The sequence below is a fragment of the Stenotrophomonas sp. NY11291 genome (assembly GCF_023277365.1).
In the GTDB taxonomy this organism is placed as follows: domain Bacteria; phylum Pseudomonadota; class Gammaproteobacteria; order Xanthomonadales; family Xanthomonadaceae; genus Stenotrophomonas; species Stenotrophomonas geniculata.
Map to the genome: position 1 here is coordinate 3,230,923 of NZ_CP096975.1, position 24,988 is coordinate 3,255,910.

General features: G+C 67.0%; 20 protein-coding genes and 2 tRNA genes. 10 read left to right on the plus strand and 12 right to left on the minus strand.

Going from position 1 to position 24,988, the window contains the following annotated elements:
- Positions 1-25: 25 nt before the first annotated feature.
- Both cydC and cydD read right to left on the minus strand, forming a co-directional pair.
- Positions 26-1,699 carry a thiol reductant ABC exporter subunit CydC gene (cydC, locus tag M1L61_RS15130; protein WP_248853730.1) on the minus strand — a complete coding sequence of 558 codons (1,674 nt, stop codon included), beginning with the start codon at positions 1,697-1,699 and terminating at the stop codon, positions 26-28.
- On the minus strand, positions 1,696-3,441 hold the full coding sequence (gene cydD, locus M1L61_RS15135) for a thiol reductant ABC exporter subunit CydD (protein ID WP_126559457.1): 1,746 nt from the start codon (positions 3,439-3,441) through the stop codon (positions 1,696-1,698). The genes cydC and cydD overlap by 4 nt, the downstream gene beginning before the upstream one ends.
- A 228-nt stretch (positions 3,442-3,669) precedes the next feature.
- On the opposite strand from cydD, the gene M1L61_RS15140 reads away from it, so the two are divergent.
- The 10 genes from M1L61_RS15140 to pgaD all read left to right on the plus strand — a co-directional run bounded on the left by M1L61_RS15140 (position 3,670) and on the right by pgaD (position 14,357).
- Positions 3,670-5,259, plus strand: a complete 1,590-nt coding sequence (locus M1L61_RS15140; protein ID WP_005410352.1) for a cytochrome ubiquinol oxidase subunit I — start codon at positions 3,670-3,672, stop codon at positions 5,257-5,259.
- A 15-nt stretch (positions 5,260-5,274) separates the two neighbouring features.
- On the plus strand, positions 5,275-6,426 hold the full coding sequence (gene cydB, locus M1L61_RS15145) for a cytochrome d ubiquinol oxidase subunit II (protein ID WP_005410353.1): 1,152 nt from the start codon (positions 5,275-5,277) through the stop codon (positions 6,424-6,426).
- A gap of 53 nt (positions 6,427-6,479) precedes the next feature.
- Positions 6,480-6,596, plus strand: coding sequence for a cytochrome bd-I oxidase subunit CydX (cydX, locus tag M1L61_RS15150; RefSeq protein ID WP_005410354.1), 117 nt, complete (start codon positions 6,480-6,482; stop codon positions 6,594-6,596).
- 55 nt (positions 6,597-6,651) lie between these two features.
- Positions 6,652-6,728 (plus strand) — tRNA-Pro (locus M1L61_RS15155).
- Positions 6,729-6,868: 140 nt separating this feature from the next.
- A tRNA-Pro gene (locus M1L61_RS15160) sits at positions 6,869-6,945 on the plus strand.
- 223 nt (positions 6,946-7,168) lie between these two features.
- Positions 7,169-8,374, plus strand: a complete 1,206-nt coding sequence (locus M1L61_RS15165; RefSeq protein WP_043400972.1) for an MFS transporter — start codon at positions 7,169-7,171, stop codon at positions 8,372-8,374.
- 342 nt (positions 8,375-8,716) lie between these two features.
- Entirely contained in the window at positions 8,717-10,744 is a 2,028-nt protein-coding gene (gene pgaA, locus M1L61_RS15170; RefSeq protein ID WP_010486663.1) for a poly-beta-1,6 N-acetyl-D-glucosamine export porin PgaA, read from the plus strand.
- 1 nt (position 10,745) lies between these two features.
- Positions 10,746-12,632 carry a poly-beta-1,6-N-acetyl-D-glucosamine N-deacetylase PgaB gene (gene pgaB, locus M1L61_RS15175; protein ID WP_019336644.1) on the plus strand — a complete coding sequence of 629 codons (1,887 nt, stop codon included), beginning with the start codon at positions 10,746-10,748 and terminating at the stop codon, positions 12,630-12,632.
- A 1-nt stretch (position 12,633) separates the two neighbouring features.
- Positions 12,634-13,890 carry a poly-beta-1,6-N-acetyl-D-glucosamine synthase gene (pgaC, locus tag M1L61_RS15180; protein ID WP_010486660.1) on the plus strand — a complete coding sequence of 419 codons (1,257 nt, stop codon included), beginning with the start codon at positions 12,634-12,636 and terminating at the stop codon, positions 13,888-13,890.
- On the plus strand, positions 13,887-14,357 hold the full coding sequence (pgaD, locus tag M1L61_RS15185; RefSeq protein ID WP_248853731.1) for a poly-beta-1,6-N-acetyl-D-glucosamine biosynthesis protein PgaD: 471 nt from the start codon (positions 13,887-13,889) through the stop codon (positions 14,355-14,357). The genes pgaC and pgaD overlap by 4 nt, the downstream gene beginning before the upstream one ends.
- A gap of 107 nt (positions 14,358-14,464) precedes the next feature.
- On the opposite strand, the gene M1L61_RS15190 is transcribed toward pgaD, so the two are convergent.
- From M1L61_RS15190 to M1L61_RS15235, 10 genes are all read right to left on the minus strand, one after another.
- Positions 14,465-15,736, minus strand: a complete 1,272-nt coding sequence (locus M1L61_RS15190; protein ID WP_248853732.1) for a glutamate-5-semialdehyde dehydrogenase — start codon at positions 15,734-15,736, stop codon at positions 14,465-14,467.
- On the minus strand, positions 15,733-16,890 hold the full coding sequence (gene proB, locus M1L61_RS15195; RefSeq protein WP_057503879.1) for a glutamate 5-kinase: 1,158 nt from the start codon (positions 16,888-16,890) through the stop codon (positions 15,733-15,735). Before proB ends, M1L61_RS15190 begins: the two co-directional genes overlap by 4 nt.
- Before the next feature lie 11 nt (positions 16,891-16,901).
- Positions 16,902-17,165, minus strand: coding sequence for a YciI family protein (locus M1L61_RS15200; RefSeq protein WP_010486652.1), 264 nt, complete (start codon positions 17,163-17,165; stop codon positions 16,902-16,904).
- Positions 17,165-18,460 carry an argininosuccinate lyase gene (argH, locus tag M1L61_RS15205; RefSeq protein ID WP_019336646.1) on the minus strand — a complete coding sequence of 432 codons (1,296 nt, stop codon included), beginning with the start codon at positions 18,458-18,460 and terminating at the stop codon, positions 17,165-17,167. Before argH ends, M1L61_RS15200 begins: the two co-directional genes overlap by 1 nt.
- A 20-nt stretch (positions 18,461-18,480) precedes the next feature.
- Positions 18,481-19,434: an N-acetyl-gamma-glutamyl-phosphate reductase gene (argC, locus tag M1L61_RS15210; protein WP_019336647.1), complete on the minus strand. Its 954-nt coding sequence runs from the start codon at positions 19,432-19,434 to the stop codon at positions 18,481-18,483.
- A complete protein-coding gene (locus tag M1L61_RS15215) occupies positions 19,431-20,033 on the minus strand; it encodes a GNAT family protein (RefSeq protein ID WP_019336648.1) in 603 nt (200 codons plus the stop codon). The genes argC and M1L61_RS15215 overlap by 4 nt, the downstream gene beginning before the upstream one ends.
- Before the next feature lie 3 nt (positions 20,034-20,036).
- On the minus strand, positions 20,037-21,365 hold the full coding sequence (locus M1L61_RS15220) for an acetylglutamate kinase (protein WP_248853733.1): 1,329 nt from the start codon (positions 21,363-21,365) through the stop codon (positions 20,037-20,039).
- A 25-nt stretch (positions 21,366-21,390) separates the two neighbouring features.
- Positions 21,391-22,479 (minus strand): acetylornithine deacetylase, encoded by a 1,089-nt coding sequence (locus M1L61_RS15225; RefSeq protein ID WP_010486641.1) that lies wholly within the window; start codon positions 22,477-22,479, stop codon positions 21,391-21,393.
- 132 nt (positions 22,480-22,611) lie between these two features.
- Entirely contained in the window at positions 22,612-23,805 is a 1,194-nt protein-coding gene (locus M1L61_RS15230; protein WP_019336650.1) for an argininosuccinate synthase, read from the minus strand.
- A gap of 62 nt (positions 23,806-23,867) precedes the next feature.
- The gene (locus M1L61_RS15235) at positions 23,868-24,878 is read right to left on the minus strand and encodes an N-acetylornithine carbamoyltransferase (protein WP_049412647.1); all 1,011 of its coding nucleotides are present in this window, start codon (positions 24,876-24,878) and stop codon (positions 23,868-23,870) included.
- Positions 24,879-24,988 lie beyond the last annotated feature (110 nt).

The window sequence follows — 24,988 nt, forward strand, 5'->3', positions numbered from 1 at the left end:
CACGCCACGCGCGGATGTGCATCGGTCAAAGTTCGCGGACCAGCGCCCCATCGCGCAACCGGTACTGCGCATCGACCACGCCTTCAGGCAGGTCGTCGTGGGTGATCATCAGCAGGCTGCGCCCGTCCAGCAACCCGGAAAGGTCCCGCAACAGCGCGCGTGCGGTATCCACGTCGAGGCCTTCGGTCGGTTCGTCCAGCAACAGGATCGGTGCATTGCGCAGCAGTGCACGGGCCAGCGCCAGCCGCCGCGCCTGGCCGGCCGACATCGTCGCGCCGTTCTCCCCCACCCAGGCCTGCAGGCCACCATTGCGCTCGGCCCATTCGCCCAGGCGCACGCGGCGCAGCACTGCCCACAAGGCGGCGTCGCTGGCATCGGGATCACCCAAGCGCAGGTTCTCGTCCACGGTGCCGGCGAACACCGGCGCGTTCTGCGGCAACCAGGCCAGCTGCCGATGCCAGTCGGCCTGGCTGAAATCACGCAGGTCGATGCCACCATAGGTGATTCGCCCCTGCTGCGGATCCCACAGCCGCAGCAGCAGGCTGGACAGCGTGGTCTTGCCACTGCCGCTGTCGCCACGGATGGCGATGCGTTCCCCAGGCGCCAACGTCAGCCGCAGGCCGGACAGCACCGGTCGCACCGCGCCTGGCCACTGGAAATGCACGTCATCCCAGTGCACGCGCGCGGCCTGCGGTACCGGCTGTGGCGCTGCCGGATCCTCCACCGTCGTCGCCTGCTCGACGATGGCCTGCAACCGATCAGCGGCGATCCGCCCGGACTGCAGTGACTGCCACGCCAACCCCATCCCGGCCCACAGTTCGATCAGCGCGACGGTGAGGAACACCAGGCCCGCGGCCATTTCCGGCGCGATACGCTGCTGTTCGGCCGCGTGGAGCGCCAGTGCCAGCATCGCCACCAGCCCCAGCCCTGCGACCAGGCCATGCAGGGTCGAGGCCGCGATCAGGCGCCAGCGGCGCCGACGATCCCGCGAAGCCAGCTGCTTGGCGGCCACGCGCACCTTCAGCTGCCACGCCGCATCGGCATGCAGCGCGGCCAGATCGCCCGCGCCCTCCAACCCTTCAAAGGCGGCGGTGCGCAGTGCGGCGCGATGCGCGGCACGGTCCGCCTCTTCATCGTCACGACCGCGCACACCCAGCCACGGCACGCCGAAAGCGATCAGCAGCGCCAGCACTGCCAGCAACACCGCTGCCGACGGCAGGATCAGCGCCGCCGAGGCCACCGCCACCAGCGTCAGCGCACCCAGCGCCACCAGCGGCCCGATCGCACGCACCAGCAGGCCGTCCACTTCACCGATGTCACCGAGCAGGCGGGCCAGCAGATCGCCGGTGCGCGTCGCCCCCAGCCGTGCCGGTGCCAGCGGCAGCGCGCGGCGGAAGAACCACACGCGCAGGTCGCGGGCGATGCGCAGGGTGGCGTCGTGGCCCACCAGCTTTTCGAAGTAGCGCGACACGATGCGCGCCATGGTCAGCCCGCGGATACCCGCGGACGGCGAGAAGAAGTTGAAGCCCTGGCCGAGGCCGGCCGCACCGGCCAATGCAGCTGCGGTGAGGAAACCACCGGACAGGCCCAGCAGTGCGGTGCCGGCCAGCATGGTGGTCCACAACAGCAGGATCGTCAGCAGCAGGCGCGGCCGATGGCGCAGGAACACCGCACGCAGCGAATCAGGCGAACGGCTCATGCGCGCACCGCCTGTGCCGGTTCCACCAACCGACCTTCCGGCAACAACAGGCAACGGTCGGCCCAGGCGATCACCGCCGGGCTGTGGGTGGCGACCACCACGCTGCGGCCGCGTGCATAGGCGGCCAGGCTGCGCAGCAGCGCCGCTTCGGTATCGGCATCGAGGAACGCGGTGGGTTCGTCCAGCAGCAGCACCTGCGGGTCGCGCAGCAGCAGGCGGGCCAGGCCGATGCGACGTGCCTCACCACCGGACAGGCCGAAGCCGCGCTCGCCGATCACCGTATCCAGTCCCTGTGGCAGGCGCTGCGCGAACTGCAGCACCTGTGAGGCCTCGGCCACTGCGCGCAACCGCGCGTCGCTGGCGCCGGGATCGGCCAGGCGCAGGTTGTCGGCGATGCTGCCGTGGAACAGGTACGGCCGCTGGCTGGCATAGGCTACCTGCACGCCGGGCCGCAGGTGCAGCTTGCCGGCACGCGGTGGCAGCCAGCCCGCCAGTGCTTCCAGCAGCGTGCTCTTGCCGGATCCACTGGGGCCGACCAGGGCCAGCCGCTGGCCCGGTTCCAGCAGCACATCCAGATCCTGCAGCACGTCGTGCGGCGCGCCCAACGGGCGCAGCACCAGCCCCTGCGCCTGCAGCGGCGGCAACGCGGCCTCGGCCGGTTCCACAGCCAGCGGCGCACTCTCGTTCTCGATCAGGCCCTGCTCGTCCGGCAATGACTGCAGCAGACGTTCAACCTCGGCCGCCGCGGCCAGTGCATTGGCGCGGTCGTGGTAGTGCGCAGCCAACCGCCGCAGCGGCGCGTAGAACTCCGGCGCCAGCAGCAGGCAGAACAGGCCCGCGCCCAGCGTCGGCACCGCCGAATGCAGCGACATCATGCCCAGATAGCTCAGGCCCAGGTACAGCGCGACCATCGCCACGCTCACCGAGGCAAAGAATTCCAGCACCGTGGACGACAGGAAGGCGATCCGCAGCACTTTCAGGGTACGCACGCGCACACCTTCGGCGGCCGCCTCGATACCCTCCAGCTCGGCCTCGCCGCGGCCATACAGGCGCAGCAGGCCCAGGCCCTTGATGCGGTCGGCGAAGTGGCCGCTCATCCGCGCCAGCTCCCCCAACTGGGCGCGACCGGCGGCTTCGGCGCCCCAGCCCACCAGCATCATGAAGAACGGCACCAGCGGCGCGGTGAACAGCAGGATCAACGCCACCACCCAGTCAACCCAGGCCACCGCGGCCAGGATCAGCAGCGGCACCACCAGCACCTCGGTGCGCACCGGCAGGAACCCGCTGTAATAACTCTCGATCGCATCACCGTGATGCAGCATCAGTTCGCCCAGTTCGCCGGTGCGGCGCTGGCGCAGCCACAACGGGCCATGGCTGAGCAGTCGGGCGAACACTCGCTCGCGCAGGGCCAGCCGCGCGGCATCGGCTACATCCCCGGCAGCCGCCTGGGTGGCGCTGCCCAGCAGCGTGCGCAGCACCAGGATCACCACCAGCCCGCCCAGCACTGGCAGCCCCGAGGCCAGCGGCGCGCGCTCCACCAGCACCTGCTGCACCAGCCAGGCGATCGCGGCGGCCTGGCCGATCAGCAACGCACCGGACAGGCTGATGCACAGGGCCGCCAGGCGTTGGCGCCCCCGGGCGGAATGGGCCAGATCAGCCAGCCACGCCGCGCGGACACGGCGCTGGCGGGCAGTTTCGGCTTCCGGGGACAGGCTGTCAGGGGTCGTTTCGGCAGCGCTCAAGGGGTCTTCACGGGCAACGGGGGAGACACGGCATTGTAGGCGCAGGCAATGGCCGGCCTCTGCGGCCAGCGGTCGCAGTCTTCATCGGGTTGGCATACGATCAACCGGGGCACCTGTTCATACATTGATCTGGATCAAGGCTGTTTGAAGTAGTCGGTCACATCATTCACGTCGTAGACCACCCTTCCCGCCACCTGCAACGGCACTATCCAACGAGGTAGCCAGGCCATGATTGATCAGACAGTCGTAGAGCTGTCGCGGCTGCAATTCGCGCTGACCGCGATGTACCACTTCCTATTCGTACCCCTCACCCTTGGCCTGTCGTTCATGGTGGCCATCATGGAGAGCGTGTACGTGATGACCGGCAAGGAGATCTGGCGCAGGATGACCCTGTTCTGGGGCGTCCTGTTCGGCATCAACTTCGCCATGGGCGTCGCCACCGGCATCGTCATGGAATTCCAGTTCGGCATGAACTGGTCCTACTACAGTCACTACGTGGGTGACATCTTCGGCGCGCCGCTGGCGATCGAAGGCCTGATGGCCTTCTTCCTGGAAGCCACCTTCGTCGGCCTGTTCTTCTTCGGCTGGAACCGCCTGAGCAAGGTCAAGCACCTGATGGTGACCTGGCTGATGGCACTGGGCACCAACCTGTCGGCGATCTGGATCCTGGTTGCCAACGGCTGGATGCAGAACCCGACCGGTGCGGTGTTCAACCCGGAAACCATGCGCATGGAAGTGGTCGACTTCATGGCGGTGGTGTTCAACCCGGTGGCGCAGGCCAAGTTCGTGCACACCGTCAGCGCCGGCTACGTGACCGGTGCGGTGTTCGTGATGGCGATCAGCGCGCTGTTCCTGCTGCGCAACAAGCACAAGGACCTAGCCCGTCGTTCGTTCGCGGTGGCCGCGGCGTTCGGCCTGCTGTCATCACTGTCGGTGGTCGTGCTGGGTGACGAGAGCGGCTACGCCGCCAGCGAACACCAGAAGATGAAGCTGGCCGCGATCGAAGCGATGTGGGAGACCGAGCGTGCGCCGGCCGACTTCACCGCCTTCGGCATCCCGAACCAGGAAACCCACCAGAACGACTACGCGGTGAAGATCCCCTACCTGATGGGCCTGATCGCCACCCGCTCGTTGAACCAGCCGATTCCGGGCATCCTGGAACTGGTCGAGCGCGCCGAACACCGCGTGCGTGGCGGCCAGCTGGCCTACGGTGCATTGGAACGCCTGCGCGCCAACAAGAACGACGTTGAAGCACGCGAGATGTTCGACCGCCACTGGCAGGACCTGGGCCACGGCCTGCTGCTCAAGCGCTACCGCGACGACATCCTCAACGCCACCCCGCAGGAGATCTCGCAGGCGGCGATGGACACCGTGCCGCGCGTGATGCCGCTGTTCTGGACCTTCCGCGTGATGGCCGGCCTCGGCTTCTACCTGATCGCCTTCTTCGCACTGGCCTTCTACTACTCCTGCCGCAACAACTTCCAGGACAAGCGCTGGTTCCTCAAGCTGGCCCTGTGGACGCTGCCGGCACCGTGGATCGCGATCGAGTGCGGCTGGTTCGTGGCCGAGTATGGTCGCCAGCCGTGGGCGGTCGATGGCGTGCTGCCGACCTTCTATGCGGCGTCGGGCTTGGCCCTGCATGAAATCGTGCTGACCCTGGCCGGCTTCACCGCAATCTACACCGCGCTGATCGTGGTCGAGATCAAGCTGATGCTCAAGGCGATCCGCAAGGGTCCGGACGAGGTGCTGCCGTCGCTGCAGTCGCCCCAGCCGCATGCTTCCCACAATGCCTCGGCGCCAGCCGCCGGCCAGGCCTGAGGCAGGAGAACCAAGATGGATTTCATTCTTCTGGACTACACCACGCTGCGCGTGATCTGGTGGCTGCTGCTCGGCATCCTGCTGATCGGTTTCGCCGTGATGGATGGTTTCGACCTGGGCGTGGGCACCCTGCTGCCCTTCGTCGCCCGCAACGACGCCGAGCGCCGGCTGGTGATCAACACCATCGGCCCGGTGTGGGAAGGCAACCAGGTGTGGCTGATCCTGGGCGGCGGCGCGATCTTCGCCGCCTGGCCGCCGCTCTATGCGGTCAGTTTCTCCGGGTTCTACCTGGCGATGTTCGTGATCCTGTTCGCGCTGATCCTGCGTCCGGTCGGTTTCAAGTTCCGCAGCAAGATGCCCAGCGAACGCTGGCGCAACACCTGGGACTGGGCGCTGTTCATCGGTGGCTTCATCCCGGCGCTGATCATGGGCGTGGCGGTGGGCAACGTGGTGCTGGGCGTGCCGTTCCACTTCGATGACAGCATGCGCATCTTCTACACCGGCTCGTTCTTCGGCCTGCTGATGCCCTTCGCGCTGCTGGCCGGCCTGCTCAGCGTGTCGATGCTGGTCGCCCACGGTGCCGCCATGCTGGTGCTGAAGACCGACGGCCCGGTGGCCGAACGTGCAGCCCGTTTCGGCAGCATCGCCGCGATCATCGCCTTCGTGCTGTTCGCAGTGGGCGGTGCCTGGGTGGCCTTCGGCCTGCCGGGTTACCAGATCACCTCGCAGGTGGTTACCGATGGCGCCACCAATCCGCTGCTGAAGACCGCCGAACTCGGCGCCGCCGGTGGCTGGATGCGCAACTACAGCGCGATGCCAGCCACGATCCTGGCACCGCTGCTGGGCCTGGCCGGCCTGCTGGCCAGTGCGGTGCTGCTGCGTGCCCGTCGCGGCGGGCTGGCCTTCATCGCTTCCGGTGCGGCCATCGCCGGCATCATCCTGACCGTCGGTTTCGCCATCTTCCCGTTCCTGCTGCCGTCCTCGAGCCAGCCCACCTCCAGCCTGACCGTGTGGGACGCCTCGTCCAGCCACCTGACCCTGTGGATCATGCTGCTGGCCACGGCGGTGTTCCTGCCGATCATCCTCGCCTACACCACCTGGGTGTACCGCGTGCTCAAGGGCAAGACCACCACCGAAGAGATGGGCAACAACCCGAACGCTTACTGATTGACGGTGTGCCGGCCCACGGCCGGCACACCCTTGAACAAAGGAGATCGACCATGTGGTATTTCGCCTGGATTCTCGGCGCCGGCCTCGCCTCGACGGTGGCCATCCTCAACGGCATGTGGTTCGAAGCCCGCGAGCAGAACCGTATCGAGAAAGAAAATCGTCGCTGAGCTGTAAAAAAACCTTGCCGCCTTGGCCTTCACACGGTATCTTAGGCGGCTCCTTCGGGGTGTAGCTCAGTCTGGTAGAGCGCTACGTTCGGGACGTAGAGGTCGCAGGTTCGAATCCTGTCTCCCCGACCACTCAAGTGGTCGCATTGAAGCCTGGTGAAGTCGTCCAGGCTTTTTTGTTCCCTGAAGTGGCACTGCTTCGGCAGTGTGAAGAAAACAGCATTCACCCCTTGCCGCCATCGGGGTGAATCGCTAGAATAGGCGGCTCCCTTCGGGGTGTAGCTCAGTCTGGTAGAGCGCTACGTTCGGGACGTAGAGGTCGCAGGTTCGAATCCTGTCTCCCCGACCACTTCGGTGGTCACCAAGAAGCCTGGAAGACATCACTGTCCTCCGGGTTTTTTTGTGCCAAGCGCCGGGCCACCCGCATGACGGGACCTTGCCCGGCAGCGCACGTACAATGGCCGCGCTGCCGGCCCACCCTGCAGCCCCCACCCCCACCTGCCGCTTCGGCGTAGACCGATGCCGGCGCTGCATGCCGTTGCTGCGGCGTGCGACACCTGCAAGGACCACCGATGAGTTCCTCCACTTCCGATTCGCCGTCGCTGCTGCACGGTCGCGTCCTCGCGTTTGCCGCGATCCTGCTGGCAGCGGTCAACCTGCGCACGGCGGTCACCTCGATCACCCCGCTGCTGGACGTGCTCGGCCAGCAGTTCGGCTTCGGCACCACCATGACCGGCGTGCTGGGCATGCTGCCGACCGCCTCGTTCGCGCTGTTCGGCGTGGCCACGCCGGCACTGGCGCGGCGCCTGGGCCTGGAGCGCACCACCCTGCTGGCGATGGTGATGGCGATGGCCGGCCTGCTGCTGCGCTCCAGCGCCGGCAACGTCGGCACGCTGTTGCTGGGTTCGGTGCTGGCGCTGGCCGGCATGGGCATCGGCAACGTGGTGGTGCCGCCGCTGGTGAAGCGTTACTTCGCCAACAAGGTCGGCACCATGAGTACGCTCTACATCAGCGTGCTGCAGCTGGGCACGATGCTGCCGGCGCTGCTCGCGGTGCCGATGGCCAACGCTGCCGGCTGGCGCGTGTCGCTGGGCATGTGGGCGCTGCTGGCACTGGCCGCCGCACTGCCCTGGCTGGTGCTGGCCAAGCGCGCGCCGAAGCCGCAGGCCGACGCCACCGACCCCACCGCGCAGCCGCATGGCAAGGTCTGGCGCACGTCGCTGGGCTGGAGCATGACGCTCATGTTTGGCATGACCTCGCTGATGACCTACTCGATGTTCACCTGGCTGCCGCGCATCGTGGTCGAGGCCGGTGGCACGCCCGCGTTCGGCGGCGTGATGGTGGCCGTGTTCTCGGCACTGGGCCTGCTACCGTCGCTGGTCATCCCGTCGATGGCGGTGCGCCTGCAGAACCCGTTCCCGCTGGTGCTGATCGGCTTCTTCTCGTTCGTGATCGCCTTCACCGGCCTGCTGCTGGCACCGATGAAGGCCCCGCTGCTGTGGGCCTGCCTGCTCGGCGTCGGTCCGTCCACCTTCCCGCTGGCGCTGACCCTGATCAACCTGCGCACCCGCACCCCCACCGGCTCGGCGGCGCTGTCCGGGTTCATGCAGGGTGTGGGCTACAGCTTCAGCTGCCTGGGGCCGTTCCTGGTCGGCTGGCTGCACACCGTCAGCGACGGCTGGACGATCCCGTTCAGCTTCCTGTTCGGCTGCGCCACCCTGATGCTGTGCGCTTCCTGGGTGGCCTGCAAGCCGCGCAAGCTGGAAGACCTCTGGTAAGCCGCATGGGGCCAGCAACCGGCCCCACCTACCGCTCGTCAGCCCGTTTGCGCATTTTGACGCCGGGCTGACAATTCCGGGCGGATAGTGCCCACGAATGCCCATCCTTGCCGCGTGCCGGCATCGGGCATGGGGGCGGCAGCGCCGCCCAGGCCACCACTCGGTGCGCGGGGGACTCTCGTTTCAGACAAGACATTGCAGGTCGCTGTCCTGGTTTCGCCCATCCCTGCTGGATGGGAGTTCGCGAGGGGAGTGACGCAGGCCACGGCCACCCCAAAATCTGGCATGTGATGTGCGTCACATTTTTCAGGTTGTCTGGTTCGGAAGCCAAGGGGGTCCCCAATGGTTGTCCACCGCCGGCTGGCGCTCTGCGTCGGCCTTGCCTGTACCGCCCTGGCCTGGGCCAGCAGTGCTGCCCCGCCCGACCGCGAGGCGGCCCTGGCCGAGATCGGCCGCTACCGCGACCAGGCCCGCTGGCTGGATGCCCTCGGCGCCATCGAGCGCGCCAGCCAGCAGCAGCCCAACGACGATCTGCTGTTCAAGCTGCGCGTACTGACCCTGGGCGACATCGGCAATGCGTGGCGCGCCTGGGCGCTGTACCAGCAGCGCCCGCAGCTGTTCGACGCTGCACAGAAGCAGCGCATCGAAGGCGACTACCTGGCCAAGCTGGTGGTCTGGAGCCTGGCCTACAGCAGCAGCGAAGACAGCCGGCTGGAAGAGGCCGAATCAACCCTGGCGCGCATGCAGCGCTACCTGGGCGCCGAAGGCACTCCACCCGCGCAGGCGCCACTGCGCATCCGCATGGACCGGCTGATCCTGCTCAACCGGCTGGGCCGCCATGCGCAGGTGCGCGAGGAAGCCCGCGCACTGCAGGCCGAAGGCCATGCCCTGCCCGACTATGTGCTGCCCGCAGTGGGCGATTCGCTGATGGGCACCCTGCACCCGGAGGAAGCCATTCCGGTGCTGCAGGCAGCGGTCGCTGGCGATCCAACGCGCGACGCCTCGCATTCGGAACTGGCATACGCCTACCTGGAAAGCGAGCAGCAGGAAAAGGCCGTCGACCTGCTGCAGGCGTGGCGCGACAAGGAACCTGCCTGGCGCTGGAGCAACGGGAAGTCGCCGTATCCAAACTGGTCGCGCTACGAGGCCGACCTCAACCTGGCGATGGTGCGCGCCTACAGCGGTGACCTGCCCACCGCGCAGCGCGATCTGGAATCGATGGTCGACATCGCACCGGGCAACGGCGGCCTGCAGAGTGCGCTGGGCAGTGTCTACATGATGCGCGGCTGGCCACGCAGGGCGCTGCAGCGGCAACAGATGGCGCATGCGCTGGACCCGCGCGACATCGAGCCACGGCTGGGCATGCAGGAAGCCTACGTCGCTCTGCAGCGTGATGACCTGGCGCGACCGCTGCACGACGATCTGGTCGCACGCTACCCCACCCAGCCCGCCGTCGAACGCATGGACCAGGCCTGGCGCGCGCATCGCGGTTGGCAGCTGAAGGCATGGACCGACATCGGACGCAGTTCCGGCGGTGGTGGCACCTCGCCGCTGGGCAACGATGATCGCCGCTATGGCATGGAGGTCCAGACACCCGTACTCGACGATCGCTGGCGGCTGTTCGCCTTCGCCGACCGGCGCTCGGTCGATTTCCAGGACCAGCGCATCGACCCGCTGTGGCTGGGCGCGGGCGTACGCTACCGCTTCGGCCGGCTGGATGCGGAAGCGGCCGTGCTGCGCGCCAACGACCACATTGGCGATACCGGCCTGCGCGTCGGCGTGGGCTGGCAGTTCAACGACTACTGGCATGCCGGACTGATTGCCGCACGCAATGATCCGGAGGCATCGATGCAGGCGCGCGTGGCCGGCATCACCGCTGACAGCGTCAGTGCGCAGGTCGACTATCGGCGCAGCGAACGCACGCACTGGGTGTTCGGCGCCAGTCGCTTCCGTTACGACGATGGCAACCATCGCGAACTGTTCAGCACCGCACTTGAACAGCGCCTGCTGACCCGCCCACGGTGGCTGATCGATGGCCTGGCCAGTGCCTACACCAGTCGTGGCAGCCGCGACGATGCCCCCTACTTCAACCCGAAGCGCGACCGCATGGTCGAGATCGGCCTGCGCATCGACCAGCAGCTGTGGCGCCACTACGAACGCCACTTCCGGCACCGGCTGACCGTCTCGCTGGGCGACTACTGGCAGGACGGCTTCGGCAGTGCGCTGGTGCCGTCGGTGTCGTACATGCACGAGTGGCAGCTGGGCCAGGGCCGCGTGTTCGAGTATGGCGTGCGCTGGTCGCGGCCGGTCTACGACGGCCATCGCGAACGCCATATCGGCTTCGAAGCCGCACTGCGCTGGGGAGACTGACATGACCCGCATCCTGCGCCTGATCGTGCTCCTGCTGCTGTCGGCTGCGCCGCCGGCCTTCGCGCAGCAGGCCCTGCATCTCGATGCGATCGACAACGGCCTGCTGATCCTCAGCTACCACGACATCCGCGACCAGGTCGCAGCCAAGGGGGATGCCGATACCTATGCGGTGAGCACGCAGAACTTCGCCGCCCACCTGGACTGGCTGGGGGCACACGGTTACCACCCGGTGTCGCTGTCGCAGGTGATCGCGGCCTCACAGGGGCGCGCCACGCTGCCTCCAAAACCGGTACTGCTGACCTTCGATGACGGCCTGCGCAGCGTCTACGACAAGGCCTTCCCGCTGCTGCAGGCCTACCGCTATCCGGCGCTGGTGGCGGTGATCACCGACTACGTGGACATGGCACCGGGCCGCACCATCGACTATGGCTACCGCCCGTTCGGCCGCGACGACTTCATCACCTGGGCACAGCTGAAGCAGATGCACGACAGCGGCCTGATTGAGGTGGCCAGCCATACCGACGATCTGCACCACGGGGTGCTTGCCAACCCGCAGGGAAATTCCACCCCTGCTGTCGTGACCCGCATCTACCGACCGGCCACGCACAGCTACGAGAGCGAGCCACAGTACGAGCAGCGCCTGCGCGCCGATCTCGGCCGCAGTGTGCAACGCATCCAGCAGCACCTGGGCGTGCGCCCGCGCGCCATCGTCTGGCCCTATGCCGCCTACAACCAGCTGAGCAACGACATTGCCGAGCAGCTGGGCATGCCAGTGTCCTTCGATCTGGAAGGCCGCAGCACGCCGGTGGCCAGCGACCTGCATGGCCTGGCGCGCTTCCTGGTCAGCGACAACCCGACCGTGGAGGCGCTGGCCTACGAACTGCGCCGCGACGTCGCGCTCGATGGCATCCGTGCCCTGCAGATCGACCTGGATGATGTGTACGACCCCGACCCCGCACAGCAGGCGCGCAATCTGGATGCGCTGATCGAGCGGGTCAAGCGCGTCGCACCGACGCACGTCTACCTGCAGGCGTTCGCCGATCCGGACGGCAACAACACCGCCGATGCACTGTACTTCCCGAACCGCCACATGCCGATGCGCGCGGACCTGTTCAGCCGCGTTGCCTGGCAGCTGAAATCGCGTGCGGGGGTGAAGGTCTACGCATGGCTGCCGGTGCTCGGCTTCGAGCTGCCCGACCCGGCGCAGCGCAAGGCGCTGGCGATCCGCAACGGCGATGCCGATGGCATGTACCGGCTGGATTTCACCAACCCGCGAGCGCGCCAGATCATGCTCGACATCTACGAGGACCTGGCGGTCAACTCGTACCTCGAGGGCCTGCTGTTCCATGACGATGGCTATCTGCGCGACACCGAGCTGCCCACGCTGGCGGCCGGCGATGGAGGCAGCGCACGCACGCAGGCATTGATCGACTTCACCCTGGCACTGCGCAACAGCGCGCAGCACTGGCGGCCGAAGCTGGCCACGGTGCGCAACCTGTACGCCGAACCGGTGCTGCGCCCACAGAGCGAAGCCTGGTTCGCGCAGCGCTTGGACCTGTTCAACAAGGCCTACGACCAGACCGCACTGATGGCGATGCCGTGGATGGAAGGCAGCAAGCATCCGGAACGCTGGCTCGACCAGCTGTTGGGCGCGGTGCGGGCGCATGATCCACAGCTGCAGCACACCCTGTTCGAATTGCAGACCGTCGACTGGCGCAGCGGGCAACCGATTCCCGCCGAGCGCCTGCGCGCGCAGATCCGCCAGCTGCAGGCGCAGGGCGTGCACCACTTCGCCTGGTACCCGGACGACTTCATCGCCGACCAGCCCTCCACCCGCGATGCCCGCGCGGCGATGTCCGCCGGCAACTTCCCGTACCCGGAGAAGTGACATGGACATGCATCCGTTGCTGCAGGTCCTGTTCCAGTTCGCCTTCTACTACCCGATGGTGATGGCGTTCTTCTGGATGTCGGGCGGCCTGTATTACTACTTCCGGCGCGAACGCCATTCGCGTCCACGCAACGACCCGCCGCTGATGGTCGATCCACCGTTCGCGAGCCTGCTGATTCCCTGTCACAACGAGTCCGCGAACCTCGACGACACGCTCGGCGCGGCGCTGGCACAGCGCTACCCGGCCGACTACGAAGTGATCGCCATCGACGACGGCAGCAGCGACGACACCGGTGCGCGGCTGGACGCCCTGGCGGCAAAGCACCCACGGCTGCGCGTGCTGCACCTGGACCGCAACCTGGGCAAGGCCAATGCGCTGCGCATGGGTGCACTCGCCGCGCGTTCGGAGTACCTGGTGTGCATCGACGGCGATGCGATGCTGGAGGAGCACGCGCTGCACTGGATGATCTGGCACCTGGTCAGCGGCAACCGGGTCGGCGCGGTGACCGGCAATCCGCGCATCCGCAACCGCTCCACCCTGCTCGGACGCCTGCAGGTGGCCGAGTTCTCCTCGATCATCGGCATGATCAAGCGCGCGCAGCGGGTATACGGGCGCATATTCACCATCTCCGGCGTGATCGCTGGCTTCCGTCGTACCGCGCTGCACCAGGTCGGCTGGTGGTCGGACGACATGGTGACCGAAGACATCGACATCAGCTGGCGCCTGCAACGGGCGCACTGGGACATTCGCTACGAACCCAACGCACTGTGCTTCATCCTGATGCCGGAAACGCTGAAGGGGCTGTGGAGGCAGCGGCTGCGCTGGGCCCAGGGTGGCGTGGAGGTGATGCTGCGCCACGCCCGCTCGCTGCTGCACTGGAAGGAGCGGCGCATGTGGGGCGTACTGCTGGAGTACGTGCTGAGCGTGATCTGGGCTTACACCATGTTGTTCATCGTGGTGCTGTGGGCGCTGGGCAAGTTCATCGAACTGCCGCCGCAGCTGCATATCGCCAGCCTGCTGCCGGAATGGCACGGCGTGATCCTGGCCCTGGTCTGCCTGCTGCAGTTCGCCAGCAGCCTGATCATCGACCGTCGTTACGAAACACAGATTGGACGCAACTACTTCTGGGTCATCTGGTACCCGATGGCGTACTGGTTGATCAGCCTTTCCACCACCCTGGTGGCGTTGCCGAAAACCCTGCTGCGCCGTCGCAGCAAGCGCGCCACCTGGACCAGTCCCGATCGGGGGATCCGATGAACGCACAACGCCCGTCCAACCGCTTCGACTCGCGGATGATCCGCAAGCCGTATCGCCAACCACGCTTCCAGCGCACCGCCTGGGGCTTCGTCACCCTCGCGTTCTGGGGGTTCTACTTCTACCTGTGGGCACCGTTGGTGACCCTGCTCTCGTGGCTGATCGGCGGGCAGATGGCCTGGCAGCAGCTGTACGAGCGCAAGAACCAGTTCGACCCCTATGTGCTGGTGGCGCTGCCGCTGATGCTGCTGTGTGCCAGCGTGCTGCTGATCGGCTGGGCCGAGTACAACCGCGCGCGCTTCCGCGGCCACGACCGGCGCCTGCCGCGGCCGCTGGCCAGCCTCAACGAAGTGGCCGCCGACCTGGGGGCCAGCACCGGGCTGGCCGAGCGCCTGCTCGGCTGCAAGGCCGCCACGCTGCACATGGACGATCACGCGCGGCCGATCGGCATCCGCCGCGAGGTGGTGTAACCCGACAACCCGGTGGGTGCCGACCCTGGTCGGCACTTGCTTTGGTAGATGCCGACCTTGGTCGGCACCGGGGTCCACCGCGAAGAGCATCCACGCACGGCGTGGATCTACGTGCGCGTCTGCCCTTCACCGCGCACGACAAATCGTTCGACGGTGAGTGCTTCCAGGCCCATCGGGCCGTAGGCGTGCAGGCGCGTGGTGGAAATACCGATCTCGCTGCCCAGGCCCAACTGCCCACCATCGGAAAAGCGCGATGAGGCATTCACCATCACCACCGCCGAACGCAGCGCGTTGACGAAGCGCTCGGCGTGGACCGCGTCTTCGGTCGCAATCACTTCGGTATGGTCGGAGGTATAGCGGCGGATGTGCGCGATGGCCGCATCGAGGTCATCCACCACCCGCACGGCCAGCACCAGATCCAGGAACTCGGCGGCGTAATCCGCATCGGTGGCTGCGTTGCTACCCGGCAGCAACGGCTGCGCAGCCGCGTCGGCGCGCAGCTCCACGCCGCGCTCGCCGAGCGCCTGTGCCACGCGCGGCAGGAACGCTTCGGCCACATCGCGGTGCACCAGCAGGGTCTCCAGCGAATTGCAGGCCGACGGACGACTGCACTTTCCGTCCACCAGCAGATCGATGGCATTGCCGAGGTCGGCGCTGGCATCCACGAACAGGTGGCAGACACCCTTGTAGTGCTTGATCACCGGCACCCGCGCATGTTCGGCAACGAAGCGGATCAGGCCTTCGCCGCCGCGCGGAATCGCCAGATCGATCAGTTCATGCAGCTGCAGCAGTTCCAGCATCGCTTCGCGGCGCAGGTCGGTCAGCACGGTCACCGCCGCCGGTGGCACGCCATTGGCCTTGAGCGCGCCCGCCAACGCCTGGGCGATGGCTGTGTTGGAATGGATGGCTTCGGAGCCACCGCGCAGGATCACACCATTGCCGGCCTTCAGGCACAGCGCAGCCGCTTCGGCGGTCACGTTCGGGCGCGCCTCATAGATCATTGCGATCACACCCAGCGGCACGCGTACCTTCTGCACGCGGATGCCGTTTGGACGCGCATCGTCGCGGGTGATCTGGCCGACGGGATCGGGCAGCGCGGCGACCTCACGCACGGCTTCGGCCATCGCGAACAGGCGTGCCGGGTCCAGCGCCAGGCGGTCGAGCATGGCGCTGCCAACGCCCTTGTCGCGCGCGGCGGCGAGGTCACGTGCATTACCGGCAAGGATCAGCCCGGCATTCACTTCCAGCGCCTGTGCCATGGCCAGCAGCAGCGTGCGGCGGGCCGCACTGTCGAGGCCGGCAACGTTCTGGGCCGCGTCACGGCAGGCACGCGCCTGCGTTTCGATGTCGCTCATCGGGGAGTCCTTCAAACCGGTCATGGCAGCACCAGATCGTCGCGATGGACGACGCTGCCGCCGTAGTTGTAGCCCAGCACGGCCTCGATGTCGCGCGAATGGCGGCCGGCGATCCGGCGCACATCATCGGCCGCGTACTGGCTGACGCCGCGCGCGACGCAGACACGGCCCTGCGGCGCGTTCCAGCACACCTGCACCATGTCGCCACGGCGGAACACGCCCTCCGCGCCGGTGATGCCACCGGGCAGCAGCGAGGCGCCCTTCTCGCGCATGGCCTGCGCCGCGCCGGCATCGATCACGATCGCGCCCTCGACCAGCGGCGCGTGCCGCAGCCAGTGCTTGCGTGCGGCCTCGCGGCTGCGTGCGGCGTGGATACGGGTACCGAACAGGCGATCCTGCGCCAGCGCGCGCACCACGTCGCCACTGCGGCCATTGAACAGATAGGTTTCTATGCCGAGGCGACCGGCCTTCGCCGCCGCCTCCAGCTTGGTGCGCATGCCGCCGGTACCAGCGCGCGAGCCGGCGCCACCGGCCATCGCCAGCACCTCGTCACTCAGTTCCGGCACGTCGTGCAACGGCCGCGCGTCGGCCACGGTGCGCGGGTCGGCGCTGTACAGGCCGTCGATGTCAGTGGCGATGAACAGTGCATCGGCATCGACCAGCGCCGCCACGGTCGCGGCCAGGTTGTCGTTGTCGCCGAGCTTGAGCTCGTCCACCGACACGGTGTCGTTCTCGTTGACCACCGGCAACGCACCCAGCCGCAGCAGTTCGTTGAGGGTAGCGCGTGCGTTGAGGTAGCGGCGGCGGTTGCGCAGGTCGTCGTGGGTCAGCAGCACCTGCGCCACCGGGCGCTCGAAGAAGCGCTGCCAGAGCCCGATCAGCTGGGCCTGGCCGAGCGCGGCCAGCGCCTGCCGCGCCGCCATCGCCGCGCCGGGCTCATCGGCCCGCGGCAGGATCGCGCGCCCGGCAGCGACCGCGCCGGACGATACGATCACTACCTCACGCCCGGCCAGTACATTGGCAGAGACGAACTGTGCCAGGCCCAGCGCGTGGCGTGGCGACAGGCCGCCGCCATCGGCTGCCAGCAGGCTGCTGCCGACCTTCAGCACTGCACGCCGCCATGGTGGCAGCGCTTGTTCGGGGAACGGCGAGGCGACGTGGGCAGCGTGCTGGATCATCGGTCAGGCTCTCAGCGAGTGTTCCATTCGTGCACGGTCAGGTCGGAGGCCTGCATCGTCACCAGCGGATCGGTGGCGACGATGGCCTGTGCCTGCGCCAGGCTGTCCACGTTGCACAGCACATAGGCGCCACCGCTGCCATCGGCGAAGCCGCCGGTCAGCTGCAGCTTTCCCTGCGCCTGCAACGCATCGAGGAAATCACGATGCGGCTGCACGGCGGCGGCATTGAAACCGGGCCGGCGCATGGCCAACACCAGGTAGACCGTGCCCGCCATCAGGACAGCGCCTGCCAGCGCGCGCGCAGTTCATCCAGGCGCAGGTCGGCTGCCGAACCCGGCGACACGCGAGCGGCCAGGCTGCCTTCCGGCGTGCGCCCCTGCCCTGCACTATCGGCACCGGCCGCAGCGGCCTTGTAGGCCTCGCGGAACGGCACACCAGCCACGGCCGCTTCCACGGCAACGTCGGTGGCATACATGCCCGAGTCGATCGCTGCGCGCAGCCTGTCGTCACGCCACTCCAGATTGGCCAGCAGCGCCGGCAGCAGCTCCAGCGCGGCCAGGCCACGGCCGAAGCCATGGAAGATGGCGCCCTTGGACGACTGCAGGTCGCGATGGTAGCCCGACGGCAGCGACAGCAGCTGCTCGATCTCGGTGCGCGCGGCGGCGACGCTGGCATGGGTGGCGCGCATCAGCTCGATCACATCCGGGTTGCGCTTGTTGGGCATGATCGAGCTGCCGGTGGTGTACTGCGCCGGCAGTGCGACGAAGCCGAACTCGGCGCTGGTGAACAGCGACAGGTCCCAGGCGATGCGGCGCAGGTCCAGGGTGGCACCACCCAGTGCTTCCAGCGCGGCCAGCTCGAACTTGCCCCGCGACAGCTGCGCGTAGATCGGCGAGATCTGCATGCGCGCGAAACCGAGCGCAGCCGTGGTGTGTTCGCGGTCCAGCGGCAGATTGACGCCATAACCGGCGGCGGTGCCCAGCGGGTTGGCATCGATCAGTGCATGGGTGTCACGGGCGCGGATGGCATTGTCGATGAAGGCCTCGGACCAGCCCGCCCACCACATGCCGGCCGAGGACACCACGGCACGCTGGATGTGGGTATAGCCGGGTATCGGCAGGTCCTTCTCGGCCTGCGCACGGTCCAGCGCGACCTTGGCCACTTCGGCGCTGAGCTGCGCCACGCGCTGCAGCTTCTCTTTCAGCCACAGGCGGGTGGCCACCAGGATCTGGTCGTTGCGGCTGCGGCCGGTGTGGATCTTGCGGCCGGCGTCGCCGAGGCGTTCGGTCAACCGCGCTTCGATCGCCGAGTGGCCATCTTCGTACTGCGTATCCAGCACGAAGCGGCCTTCGCGGAAGTCCTGCGCCAGGATCTCCAGTTCGCGCAGCAGGCCTTCCAGCTCGTCGGCGCTGAGGATGCCGATGTGCTGCAGGCCCTGTGCATGCGCGGCGCTGGCGGCGATGTCGTGCAGGAAGAATTCGCGATCGAGGATCACGTCGTCGCCGGCGAGGAAGGTCTGGATCTGGGCGTCGACGGCGACGCCGGGCTTCTGCCAAAGAAGGTCTGCCATGGGGGCTCCGGAATACGTGTTCAGTGCGGGATCGACGTCAGTTCGTCGATGCCCAGCGCGAGGTTGAGGTTCTGCATGGCCTGGGTGGCCGCGCCCTTGAGCAGGTTGTCCAGGGTCGCCACCACCACGACCCGCTTGCCGCCCGGGGCCAGGGTGAAGCCACCGACCTGGGCACCGTGGCGACCGGCAGTGCGGCTGACCCACGGCGCTTCATCCACCACTTCGATCAAGGGTTCGCCGGCATAGGCCTGCTGGAAGCGCTCGACGATCTGCTCGCGGGTCTGCACCCGGTTCAGCCACAGATTGGCGGTGAGCGTGATGCCACGGAAATGCGGCGCGACGTGCGGCATGAACTCGACCGCCACGCCCAGCTGCACGGACACTTCGCGCTCGTGCACGTGGTTGGTCAGCGCATACGGCATCAGGTTGTCGGCCAGCAGTTCAACGTTGTTCTTGTCCGACGGCGTGGTACCGGCACCGGAGTAGCCGGAGACACCGAAGCACTGCGGCGGACCGGCCAGCAGGTCCAGCAGCGGATGCACCGCCAGCTGCATTGCCGTGGCATAGCAGCCCGGGTTGCTGATGTGCTTCTGGCCGTTGTAGCGGCCGCGGGTCAGCTCCGGCAGGCCGTAGTACCAGCTGTTGTCGAAGCGGTAGTCGGCCGAGAGATCGACGATGACAGTGTCCGGCTTCGCGGTTTCAAGCGCGGCCACGAACGGCGCGGCCAGGCCATTGGGCAGGGCCAGGATCACCGCATCCACGCCCTTGGCGGCCACCGCGTCGGCGTCCAGGTTCTCGTACTGCAGGTCACCCTGGAATTCCGGATGGTGATCGGACAGGCGCTGCCCGGCGCGCTCGCGCGAGGAGACGAAAGCCAGTTTCAGCCGCGGATGGGCGGCCACCAGCTTGATCAGCTCGGCACCGGTATGGCCGCGGGCACCGACGATACCCAGGGTGAAAGTCGAATCGTTCATGCGTGACTGTCCAGGCGGTACTGCAGGTGGCGCTTCACGCCCTGCCATTCCGCATCGATGATGGAGAAGATGACGGTGTCGCGCGGCGTGCCGTCGGCATGCCGCTTGTGGTTGCGCAGCACGCCGTCCTGCTTGGCGCCGAGGCGGGCGATGGCGGTACGCGAAGTGACGTTGAACCAGCTGGTTTCCAGCACCACGCTGATGCAGCTCATGGCCTCGAAGGCGTGCTGCAGCAGCAACAGCTTGGCTTCGGTGTTGGCGCCGGTGCGCTGCACACGCGGCGCATACCAGGTGTAGCCGAGACTGAGCTTGGGCACGCCGGCATCCATGTCGTAGAAGCGCGTGCTGCCGATGATCTCACCCGCCGCATCGCGGATCACGAAGGGCAGCACCTTGCCTTCAGCCTGCGCCTGCAGCGCGGCCTGCACATAGTGCTCGGCCCGCTGCGGTGACGGCACCTGGGTGTACCAGAGCTGGTCCAGGCCGCTGCCTTCAAGCGCATCGCGCAGGCCCGGCACGTGCTCCATCTGCAGCGGCTGCAGGGTTACGTGCTGGCCGCGCAGGGTGGGAACCGTGTTCCAGGCATCGAGGTTGCTCATCGCTCAGCCCTGCAGGCTCGGGGTGCGCTGCGCGCAATGATCGACATAGGTCTTGATCCGGTCGATGTCATCGGCACCGAACCAGAACACCTTCCACTGATCCTGCTTGTAGCAGCCATCGGACTCGGCGTAGTAGAAGTGATTGATCGGGTTGCCGTGGCGCGAGCGCCAGAACAGCTGCGGGGTTTCCTCCAGCATCACGTTCCATACTGCGCGGCCCAGGCCTTCGCCCTGCGCGTCGTCGAGCACGGCGAACTTGTCCAGGTACACGCCCTCTGCCTCGTCGGTGAGGATCACCGCGGTGCGGTAGTTCTCGCTGACATAGGCACGCAACAGTCTGGTCTTCTCGAAGTAGTCCGGCACCAGGGTGCGGCCGAAACTGGATTCGATCAGGCCCTTCAGGCGCGGCAGGTCCAGTTCGTCCCAGGCGGTGGCGCGCAGTACTTTCTCGCCCTTGCGTACCAGCGTGCCCGAGCCCTTGTGGGTGAACAGTTCCTTGGCCAGGTCGGCCGGACGGGTGATCGACACCGACGATTCCAGCGGCAGGCGATCAAGCAGATCCTTGATCTGTTCGATCTTCACCTTCATGCCGCCGTGGATCCACGGCTGCGCGATCAGATGGTCGTACTCGGTGGACAGGTTGATCGAATCGATCACGTTGCCCGCCTCGTCCAGCAGACCACCGGTGCCGGTCAGGAAGATGATCTTGTACGGCTGCAGTTCCTGCACCAGCTCGTTGGCGGCAAAGTCGGCGTTGACGTTGAGGATCTGGCCGCCGGCGGTCTCACCCAGGCTGGTGATGACCGGGATCGACCCGGCGCGCAGGCTGGCCTCGATTGGCGCCAGGTTGACCTTCTTCACCTCGCCGACCAGACCGTAGGTGTCCACGTCCAGGTACTCGGCCTCGAACACACCACCGGTGATCGAGGTGGCGCGCGCGCCGTTCTGCTGCAGCGCCTCGACCAGGCGCAGGTTGGACTGCTGGAACACCCGGCGCACGATCGCCAGCGCTTTCGGCGAGGTCACGCGCAGGCCGTTCACGGTCTGCTTCTCGATGCCAGCGGCCGACAGCTCGGCATCCAGCTGCGGGCCGGCGCCGTGCAGCACGATCGGGGTCAGACCGACCTCCTGCAGGAACGACAGCGAGGAAGTCAGCGCGTCGAGGTCGTCGCGCAGCACCGCGCCGCCGACCTTGACCACGGCGAAGCGCTTGGCATCCAGCTGCGAAAAGCGCTTGAGGTACTGGCTGATCTCCTTCGCGCTGGCCATGCTGGAAAGCAGGCGCACGATGGTCTGGCGGGTCTGGCGGTGGGGCTGGAGGGCAGGAGACATTTCAGTTTCGTCGAAAAGGGAAGAATCAGGCGCCGGCGGCGATGATGCGGTGCACGGCGTCGGTGTAGCGCTGCAGCTGCTCCAGCGTCACGAACTCGTCGGCGGTGTGGGCCTGGGCGATGTCGCCCGGGCCGAACACCAGCGTGGTGTAGCCACCGGCCGAGAACAGCGAGGCCTCGGTCCAGAAGTCCACCGCGTTGCCGATCGGCAGGTCCAGCGCATCGGCCACGTCGCGCGCCAGCAGGCGGCGGTTCTCGGCTTCGGCGATGTCACCGGCCGGCAGGCTGGGGCCACGGAAGGTTTCGGTGAACAGTGCCGCCTGCGGCTCGGCGAAGCCGGCAAAGGTCGCCAGCAACGCATCGATATCCATCGACGGCAGCGGACGGAAACCGAAGCGCACTTCGGCAGCGGGCGCGATCATGTTGGCCTTGATGCCACCTTCGACGCGACCGATGTTGAAGCGCAGGCCGGTCAGCCCGCCGAAGCGCGCCGACGCCAGCGATTCCACGTGGTCCAGCGCGCGGTTGCCCCAGCGCATGGCCTGATGCAGCGCGCTGGCGGCTGCATCCTGCTTGCCCGAGGCATGCCCCGCGCGGCCAGCGAACTGCATCAGCACCGAGCTGATGCCACGGTGCGCCAGCACCGCCTCGCTCATGGTCGGCTCGGCCACCAGCACCGCTTCATACGGCAGGCCACGGGCCAGGAACGCAGCGATGCAGCGCGGATCGTTGGCTTCTTCATCGCTGGAGAACAGGAAGGCTGCGTCACCGTCGCTGGCATTGGCTGCGGCCACCAGTGCGGCGGCCGCGCCCTTGATGTCACACACGCCCAGACCGACCACGCGGTCGTCCAGGCGACGCATCACGTGCGGGTCGGCACTCCAGTGCGGCGAATCGGGCACAGTATCAAGGTGTACGTTGAACAGGTACTTCGGCGTCCCGCGCACGGCGTACAGGCTGACCGCACCGGCGCCGTGGTCGATCACCTCGACGTTGAAGCCGGGCAGGTTCGCGCGCAGGTAATCGAAGATGCCACCGGTGGTGATCGCACGCGGCGGGTTGCGGGTGTCGAAGGACACCAGGGCCTGCAGGTGATCGAGCGTCTGTTCAAGCATGAATCAACAATCCTGTGGGATTCCGCCGGGCATGGCCCGGCGCTACCGTGATGCGTCTGGTGGAGAGCCCCCTTCTTGTTGAAGGGGGCGCGCCAACGGCGCAGGGTCGAGGCGGAATGCGTGGTCAACCGCTCAGCGGTTGACTTGCGCGTAAAGCGTCGAGCTCATGCCGAACAGCTTGATGAAGCCCTCGGCCTCTTCCACGCCCCAGTCGGCCGACTGCGCGTAGGTGGCACCCTTGGTGTTGAGCAGGTGCGGCGACTTCACCGCCACTGCATCGACGCGGCCACCACGGGTCTCCAGCACCACTTCACCGTTGACCTTGGCCTGCGAGGACTTCAGGAACGCTTCGATGTCGGTCTTCAGCGGGTCGTGGTAGAAGCCTTCGTACACCAGCTCCACCCACTTGCGCGCCACGTCCGGCTTGAAGCGGTTCTGCTGCTTGGTCAGCACCGCATCTTCCAGCGCGCGGTGTGCGGCCAGCAGCGAAACCAGGCCCGGTGCCTCGAACACGATGCGGCCCTTCAGGCCGATCACGGTATCGCCGGTGTAGACGCCGCGGCCAACGCCGTACGGGGCGAACAGCTTGTTGAGCTGGGCCAGGATCTGGTCGCCCGGCAGCGCCTTGCCGTTCAGTTCAACCGCTTCGCCTTCGACGAACTTCAGGGTGACCGTCAGCGCCTGCTCCGGCCACTCGCTGCGCGGTGCGCACCAGCCACGGGCGCCCTCGCCCGGGGCTTCCCAGCGGTCGATCTCGCCGCCGGACATGGTCAGTCCCAGCAGGTTCTCGTTGATGGTGTAGGCCTGCTGCTTGGCGCGCACGCCGAAGCCGCGCTCTTCCAGGTACTTCTGCTCGTAGGCGCGGGTCTGGGTGTGTTCCTTCTGGATCTCGCGGATCGGCGCGATGATCTGGTAGTCGCCCAGTGCCTTCACGGCCAGGTCGAAGCGGACCTGGTCGTTGCCCATGCCGGTGCAGCCGTGGGCGATGATGTGGGTGCCCAGTTCGGCGGCACGCTTCAGCGCCGCATCGACGATCAGGTAACGGTCCGACACCAGCAGCGGGTACTGGCCCTGGTAGCCTTCACCGGCCCACACGAACGGCTTGACGAAGCCTTCCCAGATGGCCGGGCCACCGTTGACGGTAACGTGGCTGGTCACGCCCAGCTCGGCGGCGCGCTTTTCGATGAAATCGCGCTCTTCATCATCCACGCCGCCGGTGTCGGCAAACACGGTGTGCACGTTGTAGCCACGCTCCTGCAGGTACGGCACGCAGAAGCTGGTATCCAGGCCGCCGGAGAAGGCGAGAACGACGTCTTTGTTGCTCATGGGGAGGGTATGTCCTGGTAGCGCCGGGCCGTGCCCGGCGGAAATGATTGAATCGGAAAAAATCAGCGCCCGGCAACGGCGGCCATGATCGCCTTCTGCACGTGCAGGCGGTTCTCGGCTTCGTTGATGGCGATGCACTGCGGCGAATCCATCACCGCATCGGTGGCCTTGACGTTGCGGCGCAGCGGCAGGCAGTGGCTGAACACACCGTTGTTGGTCAGCGCCATCTTCCGCTCGTCCACGATGAAGTGCTTGAACTGGTCGCGGATCGGCTTTTCCGGCTCCCAGTTGCCGAAGAACGGCAGCGCGCCCCAGCTCTTGGCATAGACCACGTCGGCGCCGGCGTAGGCGCTGTCGATGTCATGGCTGATCTTCAGCGAACCGCCGCTCTCGGCCACGTTCTGCTCGGCCCAGCCCATGTAGCGGTCGTCGAGGATGTAGTCGGCGGTCGGGCACAGCAGGGTCACGTCCATGCCCATGCGGGTGGCGATGGTCAGCGCCGAGTTGGCCACGGCGGTGTTCAGCGGCTTGGGGTGGTAGGTCCAGGTCAGCACGTACTTCTTGCCACGCAGGTCCTGGGTGCCGAAGTGCTCCTGCAGGGCCATGATGTGGGCCAGCTCCTGGCACGGATGGGTGATGGTCTCCATGTTGATGACCGGCACCGGCGAGTACCTGGCGAAGCTGTTGAGGACGATGTCCTGGCGGTCGTAGGCCCAGTCGATGAACTTGGGGAACGCGCGCACGGCGATGATGTCGCAGTAACGGCCCAGCACCTTGGCCACTTCAGCGATGTGCTCTTCGGTATCGCCGTCCATCACCGTGCCGAGGTTGAACTCGATCGGCCACGCATCCTTGCCCGGCTGCAGCACCACCGCGTGGGCGCCGAGCTGGAACGCGCCCAGTTCGAAGCTGGTGCGGGTGCGCATGGACGGGTTGAAGAACACCAGCGCGATCGACTTGCCCTTGAGCTGGTCGCCGAGCTTGTTGCGCTTGAACAGCGCGGCCTGGGTCAGCAGCGCGTCGAGATCGCTGCGGCTCCAGTCCTGGGTGTTCAGGAAGTGCTTGGGGGACATCATCTTTCCTTGCGTGGCGGCGCCGGGTTCGACGCGGTGGAAGGGAAAACAGGAAGCAAAGGTGGAACGAAAAGGTTGCAGTTGCAGCTTTCAGAACGCAGAAACGAAAA

Excerpts from the sequence above, each read along its gene's own strand:
- cydC (WP_248853730.1), bottom strand. The coding sequence starts at position 1,699 with ATGAGCCGTTCGCCTGATTCGCTGCGTGCGGTGTTCCTGCGCCATCGG.
- M1L61_RS15140 (WP_005410352.1), top strand. The coding sequence starts at position 3,670 with ATGATTGATCAGACAGTCGTAGAGCTGTCGCGGCTGCAATTCGCGCTG.
- cydB (WP_005410353.1), top strand. The coding sequence starts at position 5,275 with ATGGATTTCATTCTTCTGGACTACACCACGCTGCGCGTGATCTGGTGG.
- cydX (WP_005410354.1), top strand. The coding sequence starts at position 6,480 with ATGTGGTATTTCGCCTGGATTCTCGGCGCCGGCCTCGCCTCGACGGTG.
- M1L61_RS15165 (WP_043400972.1), top strand. The coding sequence starts at position 7,169 with ATGAGTTCCTCCACTTCCGATTCGCCGTCGCTGCTGCACGGTCGCGTC.
- pgaA (WP_010486663.1), top strand. The coding sequence starts at position 8,717 with ATGGTTGTCCACCGCCGGCTGGCGCTCTGCGTCGGCCTTGCCTGTACC.
- pgaB (WP_019336644.1), top strand. The coding sequence starts at position 10,746 with ATGACCCGCATCCTGCGCCTGATCGTGCTCCTGCTGCTGTCGGCTGCG.
- pgaC (WP_010486660.1), top strand. The coding sequence starts at position 12,634 with ATGGACATGCATCCGTTGCTGCAGGTCCTGTTCCAGTTCGCCTTCTAC.
- pgaD (WP_248853731.1), top strand. The coding sequence starts at position 13,887 with ATGAACGCACAACGCCCGTCCAACCGCTTCGACTCGCGGATGATCCGC.
- M1L61_RS15190 (WP_248853732.1), bottom strand. The coding sequence starts at position 15,736 with ATGACCGGTTTGAAGGACTCCCCGATGAGCGACATCGAAACGCAGGCG.
- proB (WP_057503879.1), bottom strand. The coding sequence starts at position 16,890 with ATGATCCAGCACGCTGCCCACGTCGCCTCGCCGTTCCCCGAACAAGCG.
- M1L61_RS15200 (WP_010486652.1), bottom strand. The coding sequence starts at position 17,165 with ATGGCGGGCACGGTCTACCTGGTGTTGGCCATGCGCCGGCCCGGTTTC.
- argH (WP_019336646.1), bottom strand. The coding sequence starts at position 18,460 with ATGGCAGACCTTCTTTGGCAGAAGCCCGGCGTCGCCGTCGACGCCCAG.
- argC (WP_019336647.1), bottom strand. The coding sequence starts at position 19,434 with ATGAACGATTCGACTTTCACCCTGGGTATCGTCGGTGCCCGCGGCCAT.
- M1L61_RS15215 (WP_019336648.1), bottom strand. The coding sequence starts at position 20,033 with ATGAGCAACCTCGATGCCTGGAACACGGTTCCCACCCTGCGCGGCCAG.
- M1L61_RS15220 (WP_248853733.1), bottom strand. The coding sequence starts at position 21,365 with ATGTCTCCTGCCCTCCAGCCCCACCGCCAGACCCGCCAGACCATCGTG.
- M1L61_RS15225 (WP_010486641.1), bottom strand. The coding sequence starts at position 22,479 with ATGCTTGAACAGACGCTCGATCACCTGCAGGCCCTGGTGTCCTTCGAC.
- M1L61_RS15230 (WP_019336650.1), bottom strand. The coding sequence starts at position 23,805 with ATGAGCAACAAAGACGTCGTTCTCGCCTTCTCCGGCGGCCTGGATACC.
- M1L61_RS15235 (WP_049412647.1), bottom strand. The coding sequence starts at position 24,878 with ATGTCCCCCAAGCACTTCCTGAACACCCAGGACTGGAGCCGCAGCGAT.